This is a genomic window from Pantoea sp. EABMAA-21 (assembly GCF_030053335.1).
Classification (GTDB): domain Bacteria; phylum Pseudomonadota; class Gammaproteobacteria; order Enterobacterales; family Enterobacteriaceae; genus Pantoea; species Pantoea communis.
Window position 1 is genome coordinate 601,756 of the sequence record NZ_JASGBX010000001.1, and the last position, 19,484, is coordinate 621,239.

Annotated in this window: 28 protein-coding genes; 9 read left to right on the top strand and 19 right to left on the bottom strand. The window is 49.5% G+C overall.

From position 1 onward, the window contains the following. Positions 1-62: 62 nt before the first annotated feature. A complete protein-coding gene (locus QMZ65_RS02805) occupies positions 63-1,349 on the bottom strand; it encodes a FliC/FljB family flagellin (RefSeq protein ID WP_283215329.1) in 1,287 nt (428 codons plus the stop codon). 335 nt (positions 1,350-1,684) lie between these two features. On the opposite strand from QMZ65_RS02805, the gene fliD reads away from it, so the two are divergent. Genes fliD through fliT form a run of 3 tightly spaced genes read left to right on the top strand, consistent with a single transcriptional unit; the run spans position 1,685 to position 3,885 of the window. Beyond that, complete coding sequence (gene fliD / locus QMZ65_RS02810; protein WP_211728383.1) at positions 1,685-3,112, top strand: flagellar filament capping protein FliD; 1,428 nt, start codon at positions 1,685-1,687, stop codon at positions 3,110-3,112. Between the two features lie 12 nt (positions 3,113-3,124). Then, positions 3,125-3,532, top strand: coding sequence for a flagellar export chaperone FliS (fliS, locus tag QMZ65_RS02815; protein WP_034824372.1), 408 nt, complete (start codon positions 3,125-3,127; stop codon positions 3,530-3,532). Continuing rightward, positions 3,532-3,885, top strand: a complete 354-nt coding sequence (gene fliT, locus QMZ65_RS02820; RefSeq protein ID WP_283215330.1) for a flagella biosynthesis regulatory protein FliT — start codon at positions 3,532-3,534, stop codon at positions 3,883-3,885. Before fliS ends, fliT begins: the two co-directional genes overlap by 1 nt. A 72-nt stretch (positions 3,886-3,957) precedes the next feature. Here the strand turns inward: fliT and yedD are convergent, their stop codons facing one another. Beyond that, positions 3,958-4,425 (bottom strand): lipoprotein YedD, encoded by a 468-nt coding sequence (yedD, locus tag QMZ65_RS02825; protein WP_058959874.1) that lies wholly within the window; start codon positions 4,423-4,425, stop codon positions 3,958-3,960. Positions 4,426-4,573: 148 nt separating this feature from the next. On the opposite strand from yedD, the gene QMZ65_RS02830 reads away from it, so the two are divergent. Continuing rightward, complete coding sequence (locus QMZ65_RS02830) at positions 4,574-4,897, top strand: DUF6388 family protein (protein WP_034824381.1); 324 nt, start codon at positions 4,574-4,576, stop codon at positions 4,895-4,897. Positions 4,898-5,094: 197 nt separating this feature from the next. Here QMZ65_RS02830 and iraP read toward each other — a convergent pair whose 3' ends face one another. Further along, positions 5,095-5,388 (bottom strand): anti-adapter protein IraP, encoded by a 294-nt coding sequence (iraP, locus tag QMZ65_RS02835; RefSeq protein WP_058959875.1) that lies wholly within the window; start codon positions 5,386-5,388, stop codon positions 5,095-5,097. Positions 5,389-5,559: 171 nt separating this feature from the next. Between iraP and QMZ65_RS02840 the strand changes: the two genes are divergently transcribed. Beyond that, positions 5,560-5,799 carry a DinI-like family protein gene (locus QMZ65_RS02840; RefSeq protein WP_160832792.1) on the top strand — a complete coding sequence of 80 codons (240 nt, stop codon included), beginning with the start codon at positions 5,560-5,562 and terminating at the stop codon, positions 5,797-5,799. A 19-nt stretch (positions 5,800-5,818) separates the two neighbouring features. Here the strand turns inward: QMZ65_RS02840 and QMZ65_RS02845 are convergent, their stop codons facing one another. The 4 genes from QMZ65_RS02845 to QMZ65_RS02860 form a co-directional block, all read right to left on the bottom strand. Beyond that, the gene (locus tag QMZ65_RS02845; RefSeq protein ID WP_034824391.1) at positions 5,819-6,085 is read right to left on the bottom strand and encodes a hypothetical protein; all 267 of its coding nucleotides are present in this window, start codon (positions 6,083-6,085) and stop codon (positions 5,819-5,821) included. A gap of 127 nt (positions 6,086-6,212) precedes the next feature. Then, positions 6,213-6,815, bottom strand: coding sequence for a hypothetical protein (locus QMZ65_RS02850; RefSeq protein WP_283215331.1), 603 nt, complete (start codon positions 6,813-6,815; stop codon positions 6,213-6,215). A gap of 82 nt (positions 6,816-6,897) precedes the next feature. Next, positions 6,898-7,227 (bottom strand): hypothetical protein, encoded by a 330-nt coding sequence (locus QMZ65_RS02855; RefSeq protein ID WP_097116800.1) that lies wholly within the window; start codon positions 7,225-7,227, stop codon positions 6,898-6,900. Next, on the bottom strand, positions 7,208-7,597 hold the full coding sequence (locus tag QMZ65_RS02860) for a hypothetical protein (protein WP_283215332.1): 390 nt from the start codon (positions 7,595-7,597) through the stop codon (positions 7,208-7,210). The genes QMZ65_RS02855 and QMZ65_RS02860 overlap by 20 nt, the downstream gene beginning before the upstream one ends. Before the next feature lie 144 nt (positions 7,598-7,741). Here QMZ65_RS02860 and QMZ65_RS02865 point away from each other — a divergent pair, with 144 nt between their 5' ends. Beyond that, on the top strand, positions 7,742-8,389 hold the full coding sequence (locus QMZ65_RS02865; protein ID WP_160832790.1) for a helix-turn-helix domain-containing protein: 648 nt from the start codon (positions 7,742-7,744) through the stop codon (positions 8,387-8,389). Between the two features lie 57 nt (positions 8,390-8,446). On the opposite strand, the gene QMZ65_RS02870 is transcribed toward QMZ65_RS02865, so the two are convergent. Next, the gene (locus QMZ65_RS02870; RefSeq protein WP_038646357.1) at positions 8,447-8,695 is read right to left on the bottom strand and encodes a hypothetical protein; all 249 of its coding nucleotides are present in this window, start codon (positions 8,693-8,695) and stop codon (positions 8,447-8,449) included. A gap of 248 nt (positions 8,696-8,943) precedes the next feature. Here QMZ65_RS02870 and QMZ65_RS02875 point away from each other — a divergent pair, with 248 nt between their 5' ends. Next, on the top strand, positions 8,944-10,155 hold the full coding sequence (locus QMZ65_RS02875; protein ID WP_097116797.1) for a diguanylate phosphodiesterase: 1,212 nt from the start codon (positions 8,944-8,946) through the stop codon (positions 10,153-10,155). A 51-nt stretch (positions 10,156-10,206) separates the two neighbouring features. Here QMZ65_RS02875 and QMZ65_RS02880 read toward each other — a convergent pair whose 3' ends face one another. From QMZ65_RS02880 to QMZ65_RS02890, 3 genes are all read right to left on the bottom strand, one after another. Then, the gene (locus tag QMZ65_RS02880) at positions 10,207-10,389 is read right to left on the bottom strand and encodes a hypothetical protein (RefSeq protein ID WP_045815127.1); all 183 of its coding nucleotides are present in this window, start codon (positions 10,387-10,389) and stop codon (positions 10,207-10,209) included. A gap of 229 nt (positions 10,390-10,618) precedes the next feature. Continuing rightward, positions 10,619-11,326 (bottom strand): YnfC family lipoprotein, encoded by a 708-nt coding sequence (locus tag QMZ65_RS02885; protein WP_283215333.1) that lies wholly within the window; start codon positions 11,324-11,326, stop codon positions 10,619-10,621. Positions 11,327-11,594: 268 nt separating this feature from the next. Next, positions 11,595-11,915: a S24/S26 family peptidase gene (locus tag QMZ65_RS02890; protein WP_283215334.1), complete on the bottom strand. Its 321-nt coding sequence runs from the start codon at positions 11,913-11,915 to the stop codon at positions 11,595-11,597. Between the two features lie 391 nt (positions 11,916-12,306). On the opposite strand from QMZ65_RS02890, the gene QMZ65_RS02895 reads away from it, so the two are divergent. Both QMZ65_RS02895 and QMZ65_RS02900 read left to right on the top strand, forming a co-directional pair. Next, a complete protein-coding gene (locus tag QMZ65_RS02895) occupies positions 12,307-12,552 on the top strand; it encodes a hypothetical protein (RefSeq protein WP_283215335.1) in 246 nt (81 codons plus the stop codon). Positions 12,553-12,844: 292 nt separating this feature from the next. Continuing rightward, entirely contained in the window at positions 12,845-13,066 is a 222-nt protein-coding gene (locus QMZ65_RS02900) for a hypothetical protein (RefSeq protein WP_283215336.1), read from the top strand. A gap of 142 nt (positions 13,067-13,208) precedes the next feature. Here the strand turns inward: QMZ65_RS02900 and QMZ65_RS02905 are convergent, their stop codons facing one another. The 8 genes from QMZ65_RS02905 to QMZ65_RS02940 are packed head-to-tail and all read right to left on the bottom strand — an operon-like array spanning position 13,209 to position 19,483. Next, complete coding sequence (locus QMZ65_RS02905) at positions 13,209-14,252, bottom strand: glycosyltransferase domain-containing protein (RefSeq protein ID WP_283215337.1); 1,044 nt, start codon at positions 14,250-14,252, stop codon at positions 13,209-13,211. Between the two features lie 28 nt (positions 14,253-14,280). Then, positions 14,281-14,703: a tail fiber assembly protein gene (locus tag QMZ65_RS02910; protein WP_283215338.1), complete on the bottom strand. Its 423-nt coding sequence runs from the start codon at positions 14,701-14,703 to the stop codon at positions 14,281-14,283. Further along, a complete protein-coding gene (locus tag QMZ65_RS02915) occupies positions 14,703-16,043 on the bottom strand; it encodes a glycine-rich domain-containing protein (protein ID WP_283215339.1) in 1,341 nt (446 codons plus the stop codon). Before QMZ65_RS02915 ends, QMZ65_RS02910 begins: the two co-directional genes overlap by 1 nt. Beyond that, entirely contained in the window at positions 16,021-16,707 is a 687-nt protein-coding gene (locus QMZ65_RS02920) for a DUF2612 domain-containing protein (RefSeq protein ID WP_283215340.1), read from the bottom strand. The genes QMZ65_RS02915 and QMZ65_RS02920 overlap by 23 nt, the downstream gene beginning before the upstream one ends. Beyond that, entirely contained in the window at positions 16,704-17,942 is a 1,239-nt protein-coding gene (locus tag QMZ65_RS02925; RefSeq protein ID WP_283215341.1) for a baseplate J/gp47 family protein, read from the bottom strand. Before QMZ65_RS02925 ends, QMZ65_RS02920 begins: the two co-directional genes overlap by 4 nt. Before the next feature lie 7 nt (positions 17,943-17,949). After that, a complete protein-coding gene (locus QMZ65_RS02930; protein WP_283215342.1) occupies positions 17,950-18,309 on the bottom strand; it encodes a contractile injection system sheath initiator in 360 nt (119 codons plus the stop codon). A gap of 36 nt (positions 18,310-18,345) precedes the next feature. Next, positions 18,346-18,723, bottom strand: coding sequence for a hypothetical protein (locus QMZ65_RS02935; RefSeq protein ID WP_283215343.1), 378 nt, complete (start codon positions 18,721-18,723; stop codon positions 18,346-18,348). Between the two features lie 58 nt (positions 18,724-18,781). Beyond that, the gene (locus QMZ65_RS02940) at positions 18,782-19,483 is read right to left on the bottom strand and encodes a Gp138 family membrane-puncturing spike protein (RefSeq protein ID WP_283215344.1); all 702 of its coding nucleotides are present in this window, start codon (positions 19,481-19,483) and stop codon (positions 18,782-18,784) included. Between the last annotated feature and the right edge of the window lies 1 nt (position 19,484).

Here is a 19,484-nt window from a genome sequence, read left to right on the forward strand (position 1 = left end):
CTTCTGACCAAAGGCCAGAAGGGTTGCGTAAAATTGAAACTTTAACTGATTTGTAAGGCTTATTAGCCCTGCAGCAGAGACAGAACCTGCTGTGGAACCTGGTTAGCTTTAGCCAACACTGAGTTACCCGCCTGCTGGATGATCTGCGCTTTAGACATGTTTGAAACTTCAGTTGCGTAGTCAGCATCCTGAATACGAGACTGTGCTTCAGACAGGTTAGTCGTGGTGTTGTTCAGGTTGGTGATAGCAGAATCCAGACGGTTCTGTACCGCACCCAGGCTTGAACGGAATTTGTCAACAGACGCGATAGCTTTATCCAACAGCGCTAATGGGTCATTAGTTGAAGCACCGCTGTAAAGTTTTGCGTTTCCAGTAGAAGAGATATCGCCCACGTCACTGCTGGTGGTGTCGTTAGCTGTGTCACCGCCGTTAGCAAGCGCACCGGTATCCGCGTTGTAGTTTTTACCCTGTACAGTCACGAAGCCGACTGCGTTGCCGCTGGCATCAGCGCCAACTTTGATGGCAATACCGGTCATCACACCACTGGTAACACCATTTTCGCTGTCAGTATAATCAACTTCAGTTTTGTTCAGGGTAACTGCGCCGCCTGAACCTACAGATACTGCGTAGTTGTCATCGCCAGAAGAAACAACGTAAGTAGAGGTTGCTGCGCCGCTCGCATCCAGTACTGAGTGCAGTGACAGACCGCTTGCATCCACACCCAAGTCTGTTGCTACAGAAGACAGGTCAACGTTAGCCATTGAGCCAGTTGAAGCATCACCCACTTTAGTGATGGTGTCACTCAGTTTCAGAGCGTTGCCATCTACAGAGAAACCTTTCAGACCCAGAGTAGTCGAGTCAATTTTCTGCAGGTCGATAGAGATGGTTTCGCCATCGTTAGAGCCAACCTGAATTTTCATGGTGCCGTCTTTAGCCAACACGTTCACGCCGTTGAACTGAGTCTGACCAGATACACGGTCAATTTCGTCCAGACGGGATTTGATTTCGTCCTGGATTGAAGACAGGTCAGAATCAGAGTTGGTGCCGTTCTGAGCCTGTACGGTCAGTTCACGAACACGCTGCAAGTTGTTGTTGATTTCTGACAGTGCGCCTTCAGTAGTCTGAGCAGCAGAGATACCGTCGTTGGCGTTACGCGCAGCCTGAGTCAGGCCGTTGATGTTAGAGGTGAAGCGGTTGGCAATTGCCTGACCAGCAGCGTCATCTTTAGCGCTGTTGATACGAAGACCAGAAGACAGACGCTCAATAGAAGTAGACAGAGCAGACTGGTTCTTGTTGATGTTGTTCTGGGTGATCAGCGAGAGGCTGTTGGTGTTAATTACTTGAGCCATGGTTTAAGTTCCTATTAATCAAGTCTTTGGTTATGGTTTGGGCTTCAACCCGCCGGCTTCAGCGCCGTCAAAGTTGTTATCGTCTGTGCTTAAACAACCTTTAGAGATTTTTTAGTACCAGGCGAAATTTTTTCTCTTCAACCTGTCACGCTTATCTTTATCGCCCTCACCTCGCACTTCTTTAGTGCAAACCCAATACTTTTCTAGCGCCGGAAATACCCTTCTCTATATGCCTTATTCGCTTTATCACTCGCAGGTAAATAATTTTAAACTTTGCCTATTAAGAGCCGATAACCCCGGTATTCACTCTCCGTGTCGGTATAAAAGGAAACAACATGGCTAGTATCTCTACCCTCGGTATCGGTTCAGGACTCGACTTAAGTACTATTCTGGATAGCCTGACCACCGCCGAGAAAGCGTCTTTAACCCCTATCTCTACTCAGCAAACGGCGTACACCGCTAAGCTGAGTGCATACGCGACGCTGAAAAGCTCACTTTCAACCTTCCAGACTGCGAACACCGCGCTTAACAGTGCTGACTTGTTTACTGCGACATCCGCGACCAGCAGTTCCAGCGCTTTCAGTGCCACCACATCCGGTACGGTTGTCGCCGGTAAATACACCATTAGCGTGACCCAGCTGGCCCAGGCGCAAACGCTGACTTCAGCGGTGCAGACCAGCAACACCACCGCTCTGGGTGACAGTTCTGCCAGCAGCCGCACCTTAAGCATCGCGCTGAAGGATGGCACCAGCAAAGACATCACCTTAACCAGCGATCAGACTTCGCTGACCGGTATGCGTGATGCAATCAACAGCGCTGATGCAGGCGTCTCTGCCACTATTATCAAGGTGGGCGATGGGAGCTACCGTCTGTCACTGACCTCAAGCGAAACGGGCAGTGATAACGCGGTAAGTTCAATCAAAGTCACGGGTGATGACACCCTGCAGGGTATCGTCGGTTACGACTCAACTGCCAGCAGCAATGCGATGACCGAAAGCGTCACCGCGCAAAATGCCAAACTGACTGTGAACAACGTTGAAATTGAGAACAGCAGCAACACCATCAGCGATGCACTGGAAGGCATCACTCTCAATCTCAATGACACTACCAGCGGAAACCAGACGCTGACCATCACCAAAGACACGTCGAAAGCTGAAAGTGCTATCAAGACCTGGACCGATGCCTACAACACCCTGCTGGATCAGTTCAACACCCTGACCAAATACACTGCGGTGGATGTCGGAGCTGACTCTCAGGATTCCAGCAACGGTGCATTAGTCGGCGATAGCACGCTGCGCACGATCCAGACCCAGTTGAAAAGCATGCTGACTAATGCGCAAAGTTCTTCAACCTATAAGACCCTGGCGCAGATCGGTATCACTACCGACCCGACTACTGGTTCACTAGAGCTGGATTCTGACAAGTTAGAAACTGCCCTAAGCAGCGATGCAGATGGCGTGAAAGAGATGATCGTCGGTGACGGTAAAACCACCGGTATCACCACAACCATTGCGACGAATCTGACCGGCTGGCTGTCAAGCACCGGTATTGTGCAGGCTGCCACCGACGGCGTAAGTAAAACGCTGAATCAATTGACCGATCAGTACAACACCATGAGCACCCGCATCGACAACATGGTGGCGCGCTACAAAACGCAATTTACTCAGCTTGATGTTCTGATGAGTTCGCTGAACCAAACCAGTAGCTATCTGACGCAGCAGTTCGAGTCATCAAGCAGCTCTAGCTCCAGCAGCTCATCGTAATAAGGAGTGATCATGTACAGCGCAAATGGCACTAAAGCCTATGCAAAAATTGGTGTGGAGAGCGCAGTCATGAGCGCCAACCAGCAGCAGCTGGTCTCCATGCTGTTTGACGGCGCGCTCAGCGCGCTGGTTCGTGCCCGCCTGTTTTTGCAGGATGGCAATATTGAAGGCAAAGGTTCATCGCTGTCTAAAGCGATCAACATCATCGAAAACGGACTTAAGCAGGGTCTGGTGGAAGGTAGCGGCGATGAGCTCACCGATAATCTGGTGGGACTTTACGCCTATATGGTCCGCCGTCTGCTGCAGGCCAACCTGCGTAATGACGTAGAAGCCATCGAAGAAGTCGAAGGTCTCCTGCGTAATATCGCTGACGCCTGGAAAGAAGTCGCACAACCTCAACACCTTCAGGACGCCGTTTAATGAACAATGCACCGCATCTGATTACCGTTTACCAACAGTTACTCGATCTCAGCCATGGAATGCTGCGCCTGGCCGCAGACGGCGAATGGGATGACCTGATTACAAAGGAAGTGGATTACGTCAGTGCGGTGCAAACCTTGGCCCGCTCGACCGAAGCGGCGCCGCCCTCCAGCCAGTTGCAGGATCAGCTGCGTCCGGTACTGCGCCATATCCTCGACAATGAGAGTGAAGTCAAACGTCTGTTGAAATTGCGTATGGACGAGCTGAAGCAACTGGTGGGCCAGTCATCGAAGCAGAAATCGGTGATGAGCGCGTACGGCAAGCAAGGCAATGTCTATCTGCCACAGAATTAATTTACGGCGGGCTAAATAAGAAACGGGTGAGCTGATGCTCACCCGTTTTTATTTGGAACTGTGCTCACAAAATCACTTCTGCGCAGGGACCGACACCGGCTCCATAATCTGCGGCTGAATATCCTGAATCACCGCATCCTTCGGACGCTTCGCCACTTCTTTCAGCGCCTGCTGGCACTCAACAGTGGGTTGGTCGACCTTACGCATGCGCAAGCCGTCATAACGCAGTTCACCGTTCTCCAGCGTCAGCGGCATCACGCGCACCTGACGCGTCACGTTGACCCACTCATCGCTCAGGCGGGTTAACTTGCCTGGCTTGGCAATTACGCGCTGCCACTGGCGGCAGTCCAGCGTGTCGCCTTCTGCACCGATGATCAGGCTGCCCATCGCCTGGCCACTGATCAACTTGCTCTGCGGTCCGACAGTCTGCCAGTTACCTTGCAATTCCACTGGTGCCGGGGTTTTTACCGCTTCATCGTAATTGCTGATTTGCGCACATCCGCTCAAGCCCAGCGCGGCCAATACCATCCACTTTTTCATTCCTGGTCCCTACACTCGCCTCAATGGCGGCTACGTTACAATTTTTCGCGTAAGTTACGCAAGGAATCTCGGCGAAAACCCGGCTGAGCCTGACAAGACACTTCGCGCACGTTACACTAGCGCGCAAGTCGATAAGCAGGAAATTCGCATGAAAACCCCAGAAGAGTATTACGCCCAGGCACGCACGATGTTTTTTGCCGCGCACGCCGATTTTCAAGCCGCGCTGGATGAACTAACCGAGAGCGACGCGCGCGCGGCCAACTTGTCACTGCGCCAACTGCGCGAGTGGCACGCTGAGCGCATTTATGCCGCATTCTTACGCCAGAAAAAGCTGGATGGCATGCTGTTTTCCATCCAACTGGCAGAGCCTGATAAAGCGGTTGCTGCTGAAGCGATTGAAACTTACCTGAAATCTCATGCGGAAGCGCTCGGCATGACGTGGGAAGAGTTTTGCATCAAGAACGAACTTTAAGCGCAGCGGCCCTAAAAATATATCTCAAACACACCTCCAACCACACAAATCGGCAAGGAAAAAGTTGTACAAGTCAGCCGGAGTTGTATAACTTGTATCTGACGGCTTCGGTCGTAGATTGTCCTTGAACGAAGGTGCTATTGCGCCGCCTCTGGAGGAGTTGCTGGATTTCCCCTCCAGAGGTAGTATTTTCTTGCTTACCCCTCGCGCTCAATCCCTTTCACTTCCACATAACTTGCCACCGCCAATAGACGATTGATGTGCGTCAGCAGTAGATCCACATCTGACTGTAAAAATTGCTGCCCGGCACGCGATGCGGTCAAAATGGCATCCTGAACGGTGTCGCTGATCGTTAAGTTATTATCCTGCTTCGCCTGAATCAATAAGGCCGCAATCAGTAATGACTGTGCCTCAACCTGCGCCACCAACTCTTTTGCTTCCGTATCCATTTTTGCCATTTTCAACAAAATATCGATCACCAGTTGACGCATGTTTACCCCCTAAAAAAGCCAATTCGCTTTGTAACGCTGTTGAGTATCAGTGCAAATCCCGCTAACTGTATCTCAGATAGAAAAATATTCTTACCTATAGGGCTTCGAGCCTTGCCACTGTTTTTATTTACAGTAATATGACGCACCCTCTTTAAAGAATGGACTGCCCTGATGTTTGTGGAGTTGATTTACGATAAACGCAACGTTGCCGGTTTACCAGGCGCACGTGAGATGATATTGCAGGAGCTTGAGAAGCGCGTGCAACGCGTATTTCCTGAGATCGAGGTACGCGTCAAGCCAATGGAGCGAAACGCCATTGATACCGATCTGAGTAAGAATGATAAAGCGACGGTGGCACGTATTGTCGAAGAGATGTTCGATGAAGCAGACATGTGGCTGGTGGCCGATTAAGCCACCAGCGCGGGGGAACTTAGCTTTCTTGCTCGCTGTGATTGATGGCGATCTCTAAATCCTGAATCGCCAACTCAATATCATCTAACAGCTGTCCCTGCTTGTTGAGCAGCGTGTCAAAACGTCCCGCATACTCTTTGTCTTTGTACTCGCCTGCATCAAATGCCAACCAGTGGCTGGATAGCGTCTCAGTATTGGTCTGCGCATAGTGACGCATCTCTTTTAACTGGGAGGTGACATCACGCAGGTAGTCAGTTTTGGTTTTGATTGCCTCTGTATCACTCATGCTATCTTCCTTTTCGCTAATTAAACCCGTTTAAATAACGTTTGAATGATTAAAGTTAGTAGAAAATAGCGAGACCGCATTAAGAATAATCGGAAGATGAAAAGGCGACCCGAAGGCCGCCTGAGGACTACAGATACTTGCGCGCCAGGGCGATCAGCTCATCCTTTGCCGCCACACCTAACTTCTCAACCCCACTTTCGACAAAGTTAAATGCCTGAGTGAAGTCCTTCACGCTGGCGTTGATGTGCTGACTGACAGCATCCGTACTCACTCCCACGACAGGCTGCCCAGCGAGATCCCCGAGGGTAGAAGCCGATGACGGCCCGGCGCTGGCAGAACCGTTTGCCAGGGGATCAGGCGTGGCCAACTGCTGGGTAAGATCCGTCGCATCCGTAGCCGCCGCAGCTTGAGCCTCGCTGCCAGCGTTCGCGGCTGGCGTTGAGGTGTCCGGCGCGGGCACGCTGCTTGCTGTAGACAATGAAACGTCCGGAGCTGGCGCATTGCTCTCGGCGGGCACTGAGACGTCAGGTGCTGGCGCACTGCTTATCGCTGGCGTTGTGGCTTCCTGCCCTGCCGCGCTGCTAAAGGCTGCCGTTGAGGCATCCGCAGCGGGCGCACTGCTTGCCACCGGCACCGCCACCTCATTCGCAAAACTCTCTAACGGTGACAGCGTGCTGGCATCCGGTGTTGCCGTTGCTGCACTATTTTCGATTACAGTTTGGTCGCTCATAATTTTCTCCTTCTTGCTTAATAAAGACCACAGTCGGCCGAAGCTGGCTGCAATCCGCTCGGTAATACTCATCCTGGCCTCCTTAATGCGTCGATTCGGGTGGCGCGTCTTCCCCCACAACCTGCTTCACTTTGTCCGCTGTCTTGTTAGCGGTGCGGTCCGGCAAGCCATCGAGTTTTTTCTGCAATGTCACCAGTTGGCTGGTCAATTCCGCCACCCGCGCTTCCCGGCGATCAGAGATCGCACGATACTGCTGTCGGATATCCTCCACCCGCCGGTTGGCGCTGTTATTCACGAAAACGAACATAATGGTCATTGCCGCACACAGTAGCGACAGCATCAGCAGCAGACCGCCAAGCAGCAGCTGACGCCGATGGCCGCGTACTGAAAATTCACTGTTTATCTGCACCATCGCGACTCTCCTCTAAGGTGGTGATCAGTTGATTGATCTGACTGCGGAATTTATCGCTGTGATCAGATTCCGTGGTGGCTAACAGAATGCCCAGCGCGTTCTTAATCAGCCGTAGATCGGTCTCCAGCGAAGAGATGCGCCGCAGATTCTTGTCGTGGCGAATACGCAGGTCATCGTTCTCCTGGCGCATCAGCGCGTGGCTCTCTTTGAGAAGCATCACCTGCTCTTTGTAGCTGGTGATGATCTCGCCGCCGGCGCGATTGCTGGTGACGATGGCCGCGATGCCGGCCATTAAGGGTTTCCAGAACACAGCTGCCGCACCGCCACCGAGAAGCAGCGCACTGACGCTGGTCACCAAACTACTTTCCATGCCTCACCTCTCTTCACTGGCAAGGGAGCCGCCTGAAGAACATGTTGTCCGCCCTTGCCAGTTGCGCGGCCAACACCAGAATTTAAGTTTACTTTAATTAATGAATTTAAGTATACTTAAGTAAAACCCAACAGAGTTGTCAAGATGATGAAAAAAGAATCTGCAGGTGAACGCATTCGCAGCCGTCGTAAAGCGCTGAAGCTCACGCAGTTAGTGGTGGCAAGTGGCATTGGCGTGTCACATGTCGCTGTTTCACAATGGGAAAAAGATGAGACCGTTCCGCGCGGCGAGAACCTGTTGCGGCTGGCAGAACTGCTGCAATGTACGGCAGCATGGATAATTGATGGCGAGGGCGAGGTGTTTGCCGCCCCGCTTAACGTCAGTGGTGTCAGTGCTCTGCCGTTGATCACTCTGGCGCAAGCGGCTGCGTGGATGCAGGAGCAACGCTTATTGATTCAGCAGCAGGCGACCCGCTTTCTCTACAGCGATAGCAGACTGAGTGAATCGGCGTTGGCGATCACCCTGGAGGATACCGCCATGCAACCTGACTACCGACCCGGCGACACACTGATATTCGATCCTGCCGTTAATCCACAACCGGGTGATGTGGTGCTGGCACACATCAATGGCGAGGTTCTGATACGTATTTATCGCCTGATGGCCGAACAGCATGACGAGCAAATTTTCTCGTTGCGGCCGTTGAATGACGATTTTCCTGTGCATGCATCGTCGGAGAAAAGGATTGAATTAATTGGAACTATGATGGAAATGCGCCGCTATCGCGCCAGATAAGAGAATGCAAAAAACCCGCCTATGAGCGGGTCAAAACCAGCAAAACTACGGCAATTATTACAAAACGTCGGTCAAATGATCGACGACAACCCTCCCGTGCACATCCTTCTGCGTAATGCGATAGTTAACACAATATGAGCGGCGGTTGCAGAGCTTATCGAACAGCGTCACGCTGCCTTTTTGCTTGCCGTCTACGCTTACAATATGCCATTCAGTGACATCTTCCTGACCGCGGTTGTTGAGTCTTAATACGCTCTGTTCAACTAAACGGTCGCTATCATCAATCTTTAAATAGTCGCGTAACATTATGCTCACCTCTGGTTAACGAGGGTCAAGATACGCTTTTTATTTATCCATTCAATCGAAATTATTTATCGTAAATACACCCCCGGAGCAATTAATTAACAATTCGATTTGACGCCGTTTCGCTAGCCGTTTCGGTTAACTCATTAATTGGAAAATACTTTACGATTCGAGTCTGTATTGGTGGACAGCCCCCGCCCCAGGCCTGCTAATGTAGACGCCACAATAAAAAAGTTGTTCGGACAATCGCTATGCTCACCACCATCATTTATCGCAGTCACCTCCATGATCATGTTCCTATCAAAACCCTTGAAGACATGGTGGCGAAAGCGAATAACAAAAACAGCTCGCACGATGTCACAGGCATTCTGCTATTTGATGGACTGCACTTCTTCCAGTTACTTGAAGGGCCCCGTGACGCTGTGCAGGGTATTTATGATCGCATTTGCCTGGACGCCCGCCACCACAATCTGGTGGAGTTGATGCATGACTTTGCTCCCGCTCGCCGCTTTGGCAAAGTGGGTATGGAGCTGTTTGATTTACGCGAGCATGATAAATCCATGGTGCTGCAAGCCGTGTTAGACAAAGGCACCTCTCGCTATCAACTGACCTACGATGATCGCGCGTTGCAGTTCCTGCGCACCTTTGTTATCGCCCGTGATAAAGAGAACTATTTTGAAATCCCCGCAGCCAGCACCTGGGAATTTATTGCGGATGAGCCATCTCGTACCCTTCAGGATGAAGTCATTGACTCACTGAAAGAGTGCCACTTCGCCTTTCAGCCGATTATCGATCCGTTCGCACGCCGCGTGGCATCGTATGAGGCGTTAATCCGTACCCCGAATGGCGGTTCGCCAGGCGAATACTTTTCTGCCTTCGGTGGCGAGGCTGTTTATCATGCGGATATTCAGTCTAAAAAACTGGCGTTCGAACTGGCGAAAAAGTTAGGTATTGGCGAACACAGTATCTCCATCAACTTGCTGCCAATGTCCCTGGTCACGGTTCCTGATGCGGTGGATTTTCTGCTGACGCAGATTGAAGCCAATGGTTTGGTCCCCGAGCAGGTGATTGTTGAAGTCACAGAAAATGAGATCATCTCGCGCACCGATGAGTTTGCGGCACAGGTGCGCAAACTAAAATCGGCGGGTATCAGTCTGGCCCTGGATGATTTTGGTGCGGGCTTTGCTGGCCTGTCACTGTTATCAAGATTCCAGCCGGACAAGATTAAGATTGATCGTGAACTGATTAGCGATGTGCATAAAAGCGGTCCTAAACAGGCCATTTTGCATGCCATCATTAAGTGCTGTAACTCGCTGGAGATTGCGGTGATTGCAGAGGGCGTGGAGAAAGCCGAGGAGTGGATGTGGCTGGAAGCGGCAGGCATTAGCCAGTTCCAGGGGTATCTGTTCGCGCGTCCGCAGTTAAATGGTTTCCCGGCTATCGCCTGGCCGGAAATCAAATAGCGAACGGTTAGAGAGAATAAAAAAACCGCCTTTAACCGGCGGTTTTTGCATTTAAAGCGGGAAGTAACCCGGTGGTAATAATCGATCGCTGATGACCTGGTAGTTCATCAACTTAAAAGAACTTAAGGTGATGGGCACGGCAACGCAGGGACGGTACCAGCCAAATTGCTTTATATATCGCCAGACTTCTGGTGGGTTATCTTTATCTCTAACCCAGTAATAACCTTCTTTCATTCTTACAAGCTTCTTGTCGCTGCAGCACTTACTCAACACTCCTCAACGCCTCGCGTGATGCGCATGTTGCACACCGAGTTCCCTGCTCTGACGAATGCTTATCTAAGGCCCACACTTTAACATATCGAGCGCGCAATTGATCAGTAAGTGATTGTTTTATTTAGCGCTTCGCTTATCGACGCCGATATTAACGGCATAAAAAAAGCCGCATTCGCGGCTTACTCAGGCATCAATAATAGGTGACATCAATGGTGCCGTACTGCCTGTCCGTGACTTGCCCTTCGGCATCAGTGGTCACGGTATCGCAGCGAAAAGGAACATCATTCTTATACTGGCATTGCGTGGTAACCGTCTTGCTTTGCTCGTTTCTTTGCACCGTCGTCACCACATCGGATATCTTTTTTGCGTCCGTATCATGTTTGGCAGTGGCGCGTGACACTTCCTCATCGCCCTTCTTAATACTCAACAGCGTCATATCACCGACGTTATTGTAGGTCAGATGGAATTTAACATCGGAGGCGGGAGAGGAGATTTGATCAACCCAACCCTGATCGTTATAGCCAATATCCACCGTCATGCTGGGAGTGACTTTTTTTATTACCGCGCACTGCTTATTCAGCGTGACGACCACATCCTGACCGTTCTCTGTGCCAGTCAGTTTATCGCCTTCCCGCGTCACTTCGGTGATCTCTCCGGCTTTATCAATGGATTTCACATGGGCAATGCAGCCTTGCCCATCGAAGGCGATATCGACATCAAAGATTGGCGTGTCGTCGGCGCTAAACAGGCGCTGATGCGTGCTTTTGACTTTGCCGGGAATAGCTTCGAACTGATAGAGGTAAGCGTAATTTTTCATCTGCGGTGCAAAGTCCGCATTTTTATTATCACAGCCGGATAGCATGATCGTTGCCATCAACAGCAGCAGGGTGGGCTTCACGTGAGAATCCTCTTCTCGATATACGCTGTGTGTCAGGCCAGCATCATGCCGCTGTTACTGAAAAAGATAAATGCTTTCCCGCCTGACACCGCAACAATCTTTGCAGCCACTACACCTGCATATTCATGATGCAATGGTAGGAAAAATAGAGCATACAAAGGGTTAGCAAGGATCCCGCACCAACAGAGCATTGCCGCAATCCCTTACCTCACTGGTAGCACAGAGATGGTAAAGATTGCGGCAATTTTTTGTCCCATACATGCCCCATTCAAATCGTTGGCCGCCACTTCTCATCCAGCGTCAGCACTTCCACCGTCACTGCACCTAACACGATCACATCCTCCAGTTGCTCACCCTCTATCAATCCGTCTTCCGTCATCAGGTGCTTCGGGTACCACTTTCCAAGCATGGGATTGCCTTCCATCTGGAACGCGACCAAATCACCTGGTTTAATTCTGGTCACGCCGTCAACCAGCATGAAGCCGGTAGCAGTTTCAATCCGGAAAGTGCTGTTACGGTTAGGCATGAATATCTCGTTCAGGTCGAGTCTCATCTCGACATAGTCTTGTGCTGGAGATGGAAATCCCATGGTTGCGCCCTCTCACTTAAACTGTATAAGCATACAGTATTATTTGTGAGGAGGCGCTGATCAAGATGCTGTGGATGGGGTTTTTGTAAAGTCGTTGGCAGGCATGGGAATTTTGTTATTGCTGGGAGAGTGACTGGCTGGATTAACAGGTGTAAAAAAATACAGATGTAAGATGATCTTTTTATTGAGGTTTTTGTGCTGCCTGGATATTATCCGGAATTGTGTGGTCAGTTAGTGAACGCCACATAAGGGAAGGCCCCAAGTTGCGTCAACAACACGGGGCCGATAAAAACAGTCAGTGCTTGAATGTTTTCTTGAGATCTCGCCAAAGAGACTATCTCAAGCGAGATCCCGTGTAAAGCGTTCAGCATCTTATTTTTAAAGGTGCGTTATGAAGGCTATTTGCAGCAAGAATCATCGCTACAACCCTATGTTCTCCGTACTGCCAGAGAACCAAGGTAAAACCGGACGCCACAAATGTGCAGGTTGCGCGGTTGAACTTGCCATGCTCAACAAGGCTAAAGGTATTCCAGCCTCACGGGATGATTCAATCCTAGCTGAGCTGCCAGAAAGCCAAGCAGGCAACGTGCGCCATAAGGACGCTTATGCTGCCTACCAAATGGTGTACCAGTACTGATTCCCCCTCCCGGCCACCGAGCCGGGTTTTTTGTGCCTGTAGTTTTGCACTGTCCCATGGACCGTTCTACGGTTAAGGTTCCCACCCCGTAGTCTGCAAAAAGATAGTCGCGGTACATGTCTGCCCCGTCGCCGGGGCTTTTTGGTGTTAGTTTTATAATTCATCCATGCCATATAGTTACCAACATCAATAAAAAATACATATCGTAATAATAGACTTTTTAGATTGTGCGGTTTATCTAAAAGACCCAATATCACTGTTACCAAATTCAATATTTTAATTAGGAAATAAAATGAAAAAACAAGAATTATTTCTTTGGGGGGTGCAAGCTATTTTATCTTCAACTGCAATGAATTCTGCTGAATTATGGGATATAAAAAGGCTCGTTCTGGAAGCTTTATCAGCTAGCTTGAAGATACCGCGAAAAATGTCCGCGGAGCAGGCCGTGGATGTCTTTTACCTCCACATAATAAATGCAAAAAGTGGTAAGGTGGAGGCATTCTCAGCCTGGTAATCGCGTTAAGTTAAGCGTATATTATTTTTTAATTATAGATTAACATTGCAAGCCCCATCAAAGGGGCTGCTTATGTGATATTTCAACTTAAACACTTCAAGGTCTAATTTAAATAAAATCAGCATTTAACATTATATAAAGATCATCTCCATCTCCGCCCCTCCTTCCATCCATGTTCAAGATAGTGCTTCTCTGGGTCTACGCCAGATTCTGCCACATCTTTATGCAAGGACAGATAAAGTTGAGGGTCAAACCCATCTGGTAATTTTTGAGGTTTATAATTTTTAATAACATCATCGTTCATCATCAATAGATTATTAATTTTATTATCTAAATCACTTTCAAGTGATTTTATTTTCTTTATTTTTTCAAATATTGGCATGCCACCCGAGAGAGATGGAGACCAAGAGCGCTTACTAGCATGTCTACTGCTTTCAATTGGCCAGATGTGGTATTCTGATTGCATATTATCGAAGGTAAGCTTGTTTATTTTTGTACCTGTCATTAACTCCGAGTACACCAAAGATAGCTGATCTCTCCTGCTATATCTTAGGATTTGGTTATACCATGTCTCCATCAAATGGATTACTGACCTTTCTAAGTGATTTCTAATTATAATCCCCGCCCAGTAAGGTTTCCTATGTAGAGCAACTGGGCATATAATTTGATAATGGTTTAGTTGCTCATAAATTCTTGCCGAATCATCTAAACCAGAGTCAATCACAGCAAAGAACTCCTCATATACACTATTTCTAAAAGAATGCATGGGGAAAGACACGTTGCTGGATTTGCAATTCAACTCAATCAATTGAAGAGGGTCTACTGTTAGTTGAACCGTATTGTCTATATAAACAGAGCTTTTGAATTTTGGAAGGAATTTATGAGGATTTATTTTAATCATTCGCTGACTTCTTACAGAATCTAATGGAAATTCAGGCTTTACTATTCTAATTTCCCATGTTTCACTTGTAAGATTTTCGTCATCAGTAAAGCATATTTTTTTGATTTTTGAATCCTTTGCGGCTCCTACAAGTTCATTAAGTTTTTCATACCCACCGAATACCCCAGTGTAGAGGCAGTTAGAATTTCCTGAAAACATCATAATTAACCTATCCAAAGTGATTTGGATCAGGATACACAATACATCACTAAAACTAAACATTTCTGCAGAGATACGAGCACCCACTCTGTTCAAATGAGTGCCTAATATCGCTTTAGTCAGGTAATGCAGGCCAAGTTATATCATCTGACGTATTTGCATCAATCCTATTGACTGCCACACGATACTGCTTCCACGCCTTTAAGAATGCAGTTTCATCATCAGTTGCTTCTCCCAAATCAATTGCATCTTGCAATGGAGCTATCGAAATTGTGGCCTGAGCGATAAGGCTGGTTTTGGTCGCCACATTGTTTGCAGTTTTTTGTTGATTCTGCGCCGCTATTTGCTCATCCGTCATAGGTGGCGCTGTAAATATCGATCCATCATAGAGCCAGCCTATTGATGGATGATTACCAGCATCATCGGGTATTTCAATGTAAACCACACCATCATCAAACGCCATCGGAGCAATATCCGGCCCATCCCAAAGTATTGTATTTGATACTTTGCCATCAAGAATTAAAGCGTATGAACCCATTATGCATACTCCCATACAATAACAATCCCATTACCGCCTTTCCCGCCTACTGCTTGAGCAGATGAGTTGTTGACCACACTGCACCCTGTCCCACCCGAACCAAGAATACCGGCAATGCCAGTCTCTCTATTCTCATTATTATATCCGCCAGAGTAAACCGAGCTGCCGCCCCCGCCGCCAGTCGCATTTGACGCTGTAAAAATGAATCCTGGCAAACCTCCCCCACCTAAAGAGTTGAGGATGTTCCCATTCGATCCCGCACCGGGAAGTCCACCAGTAATATGGATAGGTGTTGTATATTGCCCAGTCAAACTGCTTCCGCCACCCCCACCGCCAGTAGCTGATAAAAGAGATCCGAAAGATGAGTTACCTCCAGCAGATCCGGTCGTTGCGGTTCCTCCGGACTGCCAAGTACCAGCTGCACCGCCTACCCCAACAGTTACTACTGCTGAACTAGGAACAGATGTAATCAGTGATTTAGCATACCCTCCACCACCACCTCCACCTGCCGTGGATGCATTGCCGGAAGAGACTGCCCTGGCTCCTCCTCCACCTCCGCCTGCCCCTAAAACCTCTACGATTATTTTCTTCGTACCCGCAGTAGGTGTATATGTGCCACTCGACGTGAAAACCTGAGGAGGGCCAATCAGCACGCCAGAAGCATAACTGCTGACAATATTTGTTCCATCCCCAAACACTGTCATGTTTGAACCAGAAGCAACCGAAACCCCTGTTCCTCCTGGCGTCTTGACTGTAACGCTGAATGCACCGGTACAGTTGTTCACGATCTCCCAGCGCTTAATCCATGCAGGTACTACAAGGTTGATATTGGCGGTAAGTGTGCCGGCAAGTGTGATGCGATCGCGCCCAGCCTGCAGTGTCGTAAGAGTAACGCTGGAGCCAGCCAGCCCGGTTAATGCTGCCACACCATAGAAACCAGTTGGCACCCAGCCAGTAAGAGCAGAGGTAGTGTTTTCCGGGTTAACGGCGTTACCATCAGTTGTGTTAAGCCAGAAACCATCAAAGGTGGAGTTGGGAATTTTCGCTCCCTTGGGGAAGCCGGTGATCGCCGTATTAAATGTGGCGTTAAAGGGATAACCCGCGCCAGCCTGAGCCCATCTAACAGCTGCAGTGATGTCGTTTAACACGCCGTTAAAGTCAGTGCCGAATGGTGGCACGCCACCGGCTGCCAGTGGCGTTCTGGTCAGTGGGGGGAAGCCATCGGTATAAGATGCGCGCCCAGCAATAACGCCAATCTGTGAATCGTTAGGAATGTCCTGTTTAGATCCGCCATTGGCAAATGGAATCGGTAAAAGTTTAGGCTGTGAGCTGGTTTGCATTTTGAATTCCTGAATCAGGGAAGAAGGTGCCGCTATCGAATGGCTGTAGCCCGGCCTCTGCGAAGCCAAATGTGTTATCGAAGTCGAGTGACATGATGTTGACGCTCACGCCTGCAGGCTTTGCAATGGCGGTTGAGTTCAGCAATATTGCCCACTCAACATCACTCAGGTTGAAATTGAATACGTAGCTCATTGACATCACGCCGGTGATTGCCACGAACGCATCACCCTCCCCACCAAAAAGGTAATTTAGCGCGCTGTTCAGTGTGGGTATTGTGCAGTCGGTGATGTTTGCCATCGCCTTAGCCATGATGAGCTTTCGGTATCCGTCATCAGCCAGCCTGACGGTAGTAGTCAGCTGAACGCTCTCGAAAAATGGCGCTTCGTTGAATGGCTTGGGTGAGCTATCCGAATCACTGATGTACGACTCATCAAACCCAAAATAAGTAGACTGCTGCGGAACGTTAAGCAGCCTGGACACGCCGACTATCTTCCCCCACACATCAAGCCCGTAACCGGTAGCCGTAGAAACATCCCAAATGGCGGTCAGGAATTCATCGGTGAACTCCGTCATATCCATCGTGGTGTTGAATGATTCAATCAGGCTTCGTAGGTTGGGGCTGGCGGCGTATTGCGTGAGGATTGTGTCTCTCACATTATTCATACGAGCGTCACGCTTATGTCGTTAGCATCAAGGGAAGGAATCTGGTCAACGCCGTATTCAACTGACGTTCCGTAGTTGGTGCCGTCGATGCTCACGGTTACCGAGAGAACATTGACCGATGCGGTGTCGATGTTATTCAGCACCGAGTAGTATCCGCCGGCGAACACCTTAGAAGCTATGCGCGCTTTGGATACCAGGTCACTGTTACCGTTAAACGCGCTGATGATCGCATCCTGTGCCTGCGCGATAATGTCAGAAGGCAGCGTGGATACGTTCTCAAGCTGCACTTTGAAATAGGTGCGCGTCTGTGTCGGTGTGTTCCAGGTGATCGTGTATTGCGGTGAGATGTTGGTGCCGCGTGACGTGTCGGTCACAACTGCGGATGTGTTACCCACCATCCCGCACGCTGCCTGATTCTTCACGTAGATGGCCTGAGCAATATCAGCAGGCTCACCGCCGTAGACAGCGATATAAACGCTGTGCGCCGGTACCGGATAATTGGTGGAGCCGATGTTTATCGTTGCGCCAGTATGGTTTGACCAGACATAGGCATCTGCCACACCGTCAACATCGAGTACTGCCGCATAGATGGATTCAGGCGTTCCCTTTGCGTTCAGGGCTACTGACTGCTTGCGGCGATACTCAAAATTGGCGCGGGATTCGACCGCGTTGCCCAGCACACCAGCCGCAGCGTTGGTGATGCCAGACCAGCCGTTAACAGCGCGGTAAATCGTATTCAATGAGCCAATCGGACAGGAAATAGCTCCTGTTGTCTGATTCTGGAAAACAATATCCACTGCACCCGATGCGGGAATCGTCGCATCGGCCAGTGAAGAGTAAATGTATCCTGCATCGTCCTGAGCAGTACTACCTGCGGGGATAACCGTGCCTACCAGACCTGTTGCGGTGGCGGTGACTGTGGTTCCCTGCGCCGCAATCCTGTCGATAAAGTAGATGCGCCCAATAGCATCCTGAAATCTACCGGTTGAGTAATCAGGGTTGATGCCGTTAACGATTGAAAGAAGTTGATCGTTTTTATCCGCAATGATGGCTGTCTCGCTCATGGCGATTTGCCCCTGCGGAGTGGTCAGGCTCTTACTCATCCCGCCACCTAACGCATCATCCAGATCGCTTAGTCGCCCATCGAGGATGTCTTTCTCATCCGGTACCGACAGCCCGATATCGGAAAACGTGGCCGCCGGCACGGAGGTTGTGACAATTACGGTATCTGCCATGTTGGCCTCAGAAATTAATGGTGCTCTGGTTGTAATTCGTGTCGGTGATTGTCATCACGCCGGATGCAATGCGGTCCTGCTTTCCAATGACGGTTGTGCAGGTGGCAGACTGGACGTAATCCAGCTTTAACGCCTCTGACTGCATCTTGGTGTTGATTAGCTGAGTGCCAGGCCAGTGGCCGAGGATGCGCTGGTAATATGGGATGCCCAGCGTGGTGTCATACCAGACTTCACCCAGGAAGGTTTTGCAGGCGCAAGCCACATCCTGAGCTACTGCGTAGGGGTTCTGCGTTTGTGCCAGATTGCCGGAACCGTCAAGTGTGATATCCCAGGAATCCGTGTTCAGAAGAAGGCTTTTGGTGAGCATGTGATCTCCGGGCAATAAAAAACCCGCCGGAGCGGGTTAGTGAATGTTAAATTTTCCGGCCCTGAGTAGCCGTTGATAACTTGGTATGTATTTGGAAGGCTCAAGCATGCAACTTTCCATAAACTTTGGATCTGATTGGCCTGTTCCTGATTGAATGAAGGAATTGGCGATATCTTTATTTTGACGAAGAGAATCAATAATGCGGTCTGCTTCATTATTGCCAATCATTATTTCTGTGGCAACTTTATAGGTTGCTTCTCTCCACTGAGAGTCATCTTTGTCAAATGCAGCCAAAGATGCGACAGAGTAAAGCCGTGGTACTGCGCTACATGCATTTATGATGGCGCTGGTATCTAGTTGCTTAGCTTGGATCAAGCTGGAGAACAGCAAAGTAAGATAGATAAATTTCTTCATAAATCCTCCTGATTTTCTCTGGAGTTTAATGCATCTCTGTTGCAATTGAGCGCAAAATTTACTGTGGCTTACCTGTGTTTCCGCTACCAGTCTGCACGCCGGTGTGAATGTGATCAGAAAGCTTGACGCCTTTCCCGGTTACTTCACCTAAAGCTGTGATATTCCCCTGGAACTCGAAGTCACCTGCATAACTACCAGCCCCCTGGCTTACCGGGCCATTCATTACGATGTTAGCGGAGTTAAACGTCAGTGAGGTATCAGAGTTAATCTCAACCACCGGGGCGGTCATTGTCACGGACAGAGGAGACACGATATCTATGCCATCATCGCGGAATTTCACATATTGAGTTGGCTCGGCATTCAGGACACCACCCAAGTACAAGGCATCTGCGTAATTGTGAGTCCTGCTTGAGCCTGGTAATGATGAATCCTTGGTCGCCTTAACGCCGCTGATGTCTCGGTCGCAGATGGCTATCATCCCGATATCACCGACTACGGGAGGCATGATTACCGCGCTTGCACCGCGCTGTAAGCGCCAGACAGGAACGCCGTAAATCTCCGTTTTCGGTATTCTCTCACCTGCTCCAGTGAACCCCTCAACCATCGGTTTTACAGAAACTTGCTCGCCTGAATCATCCGCCTCAGTAACAACAGCGAGCGTAATGAACGCATTGCTCATCAGCATTCTCTGGAATAGAAATGCCTGCACTCCTGCATCACTTGAGGTGTCTTGCGGCCTGATTGCAAAAATATTATCCATT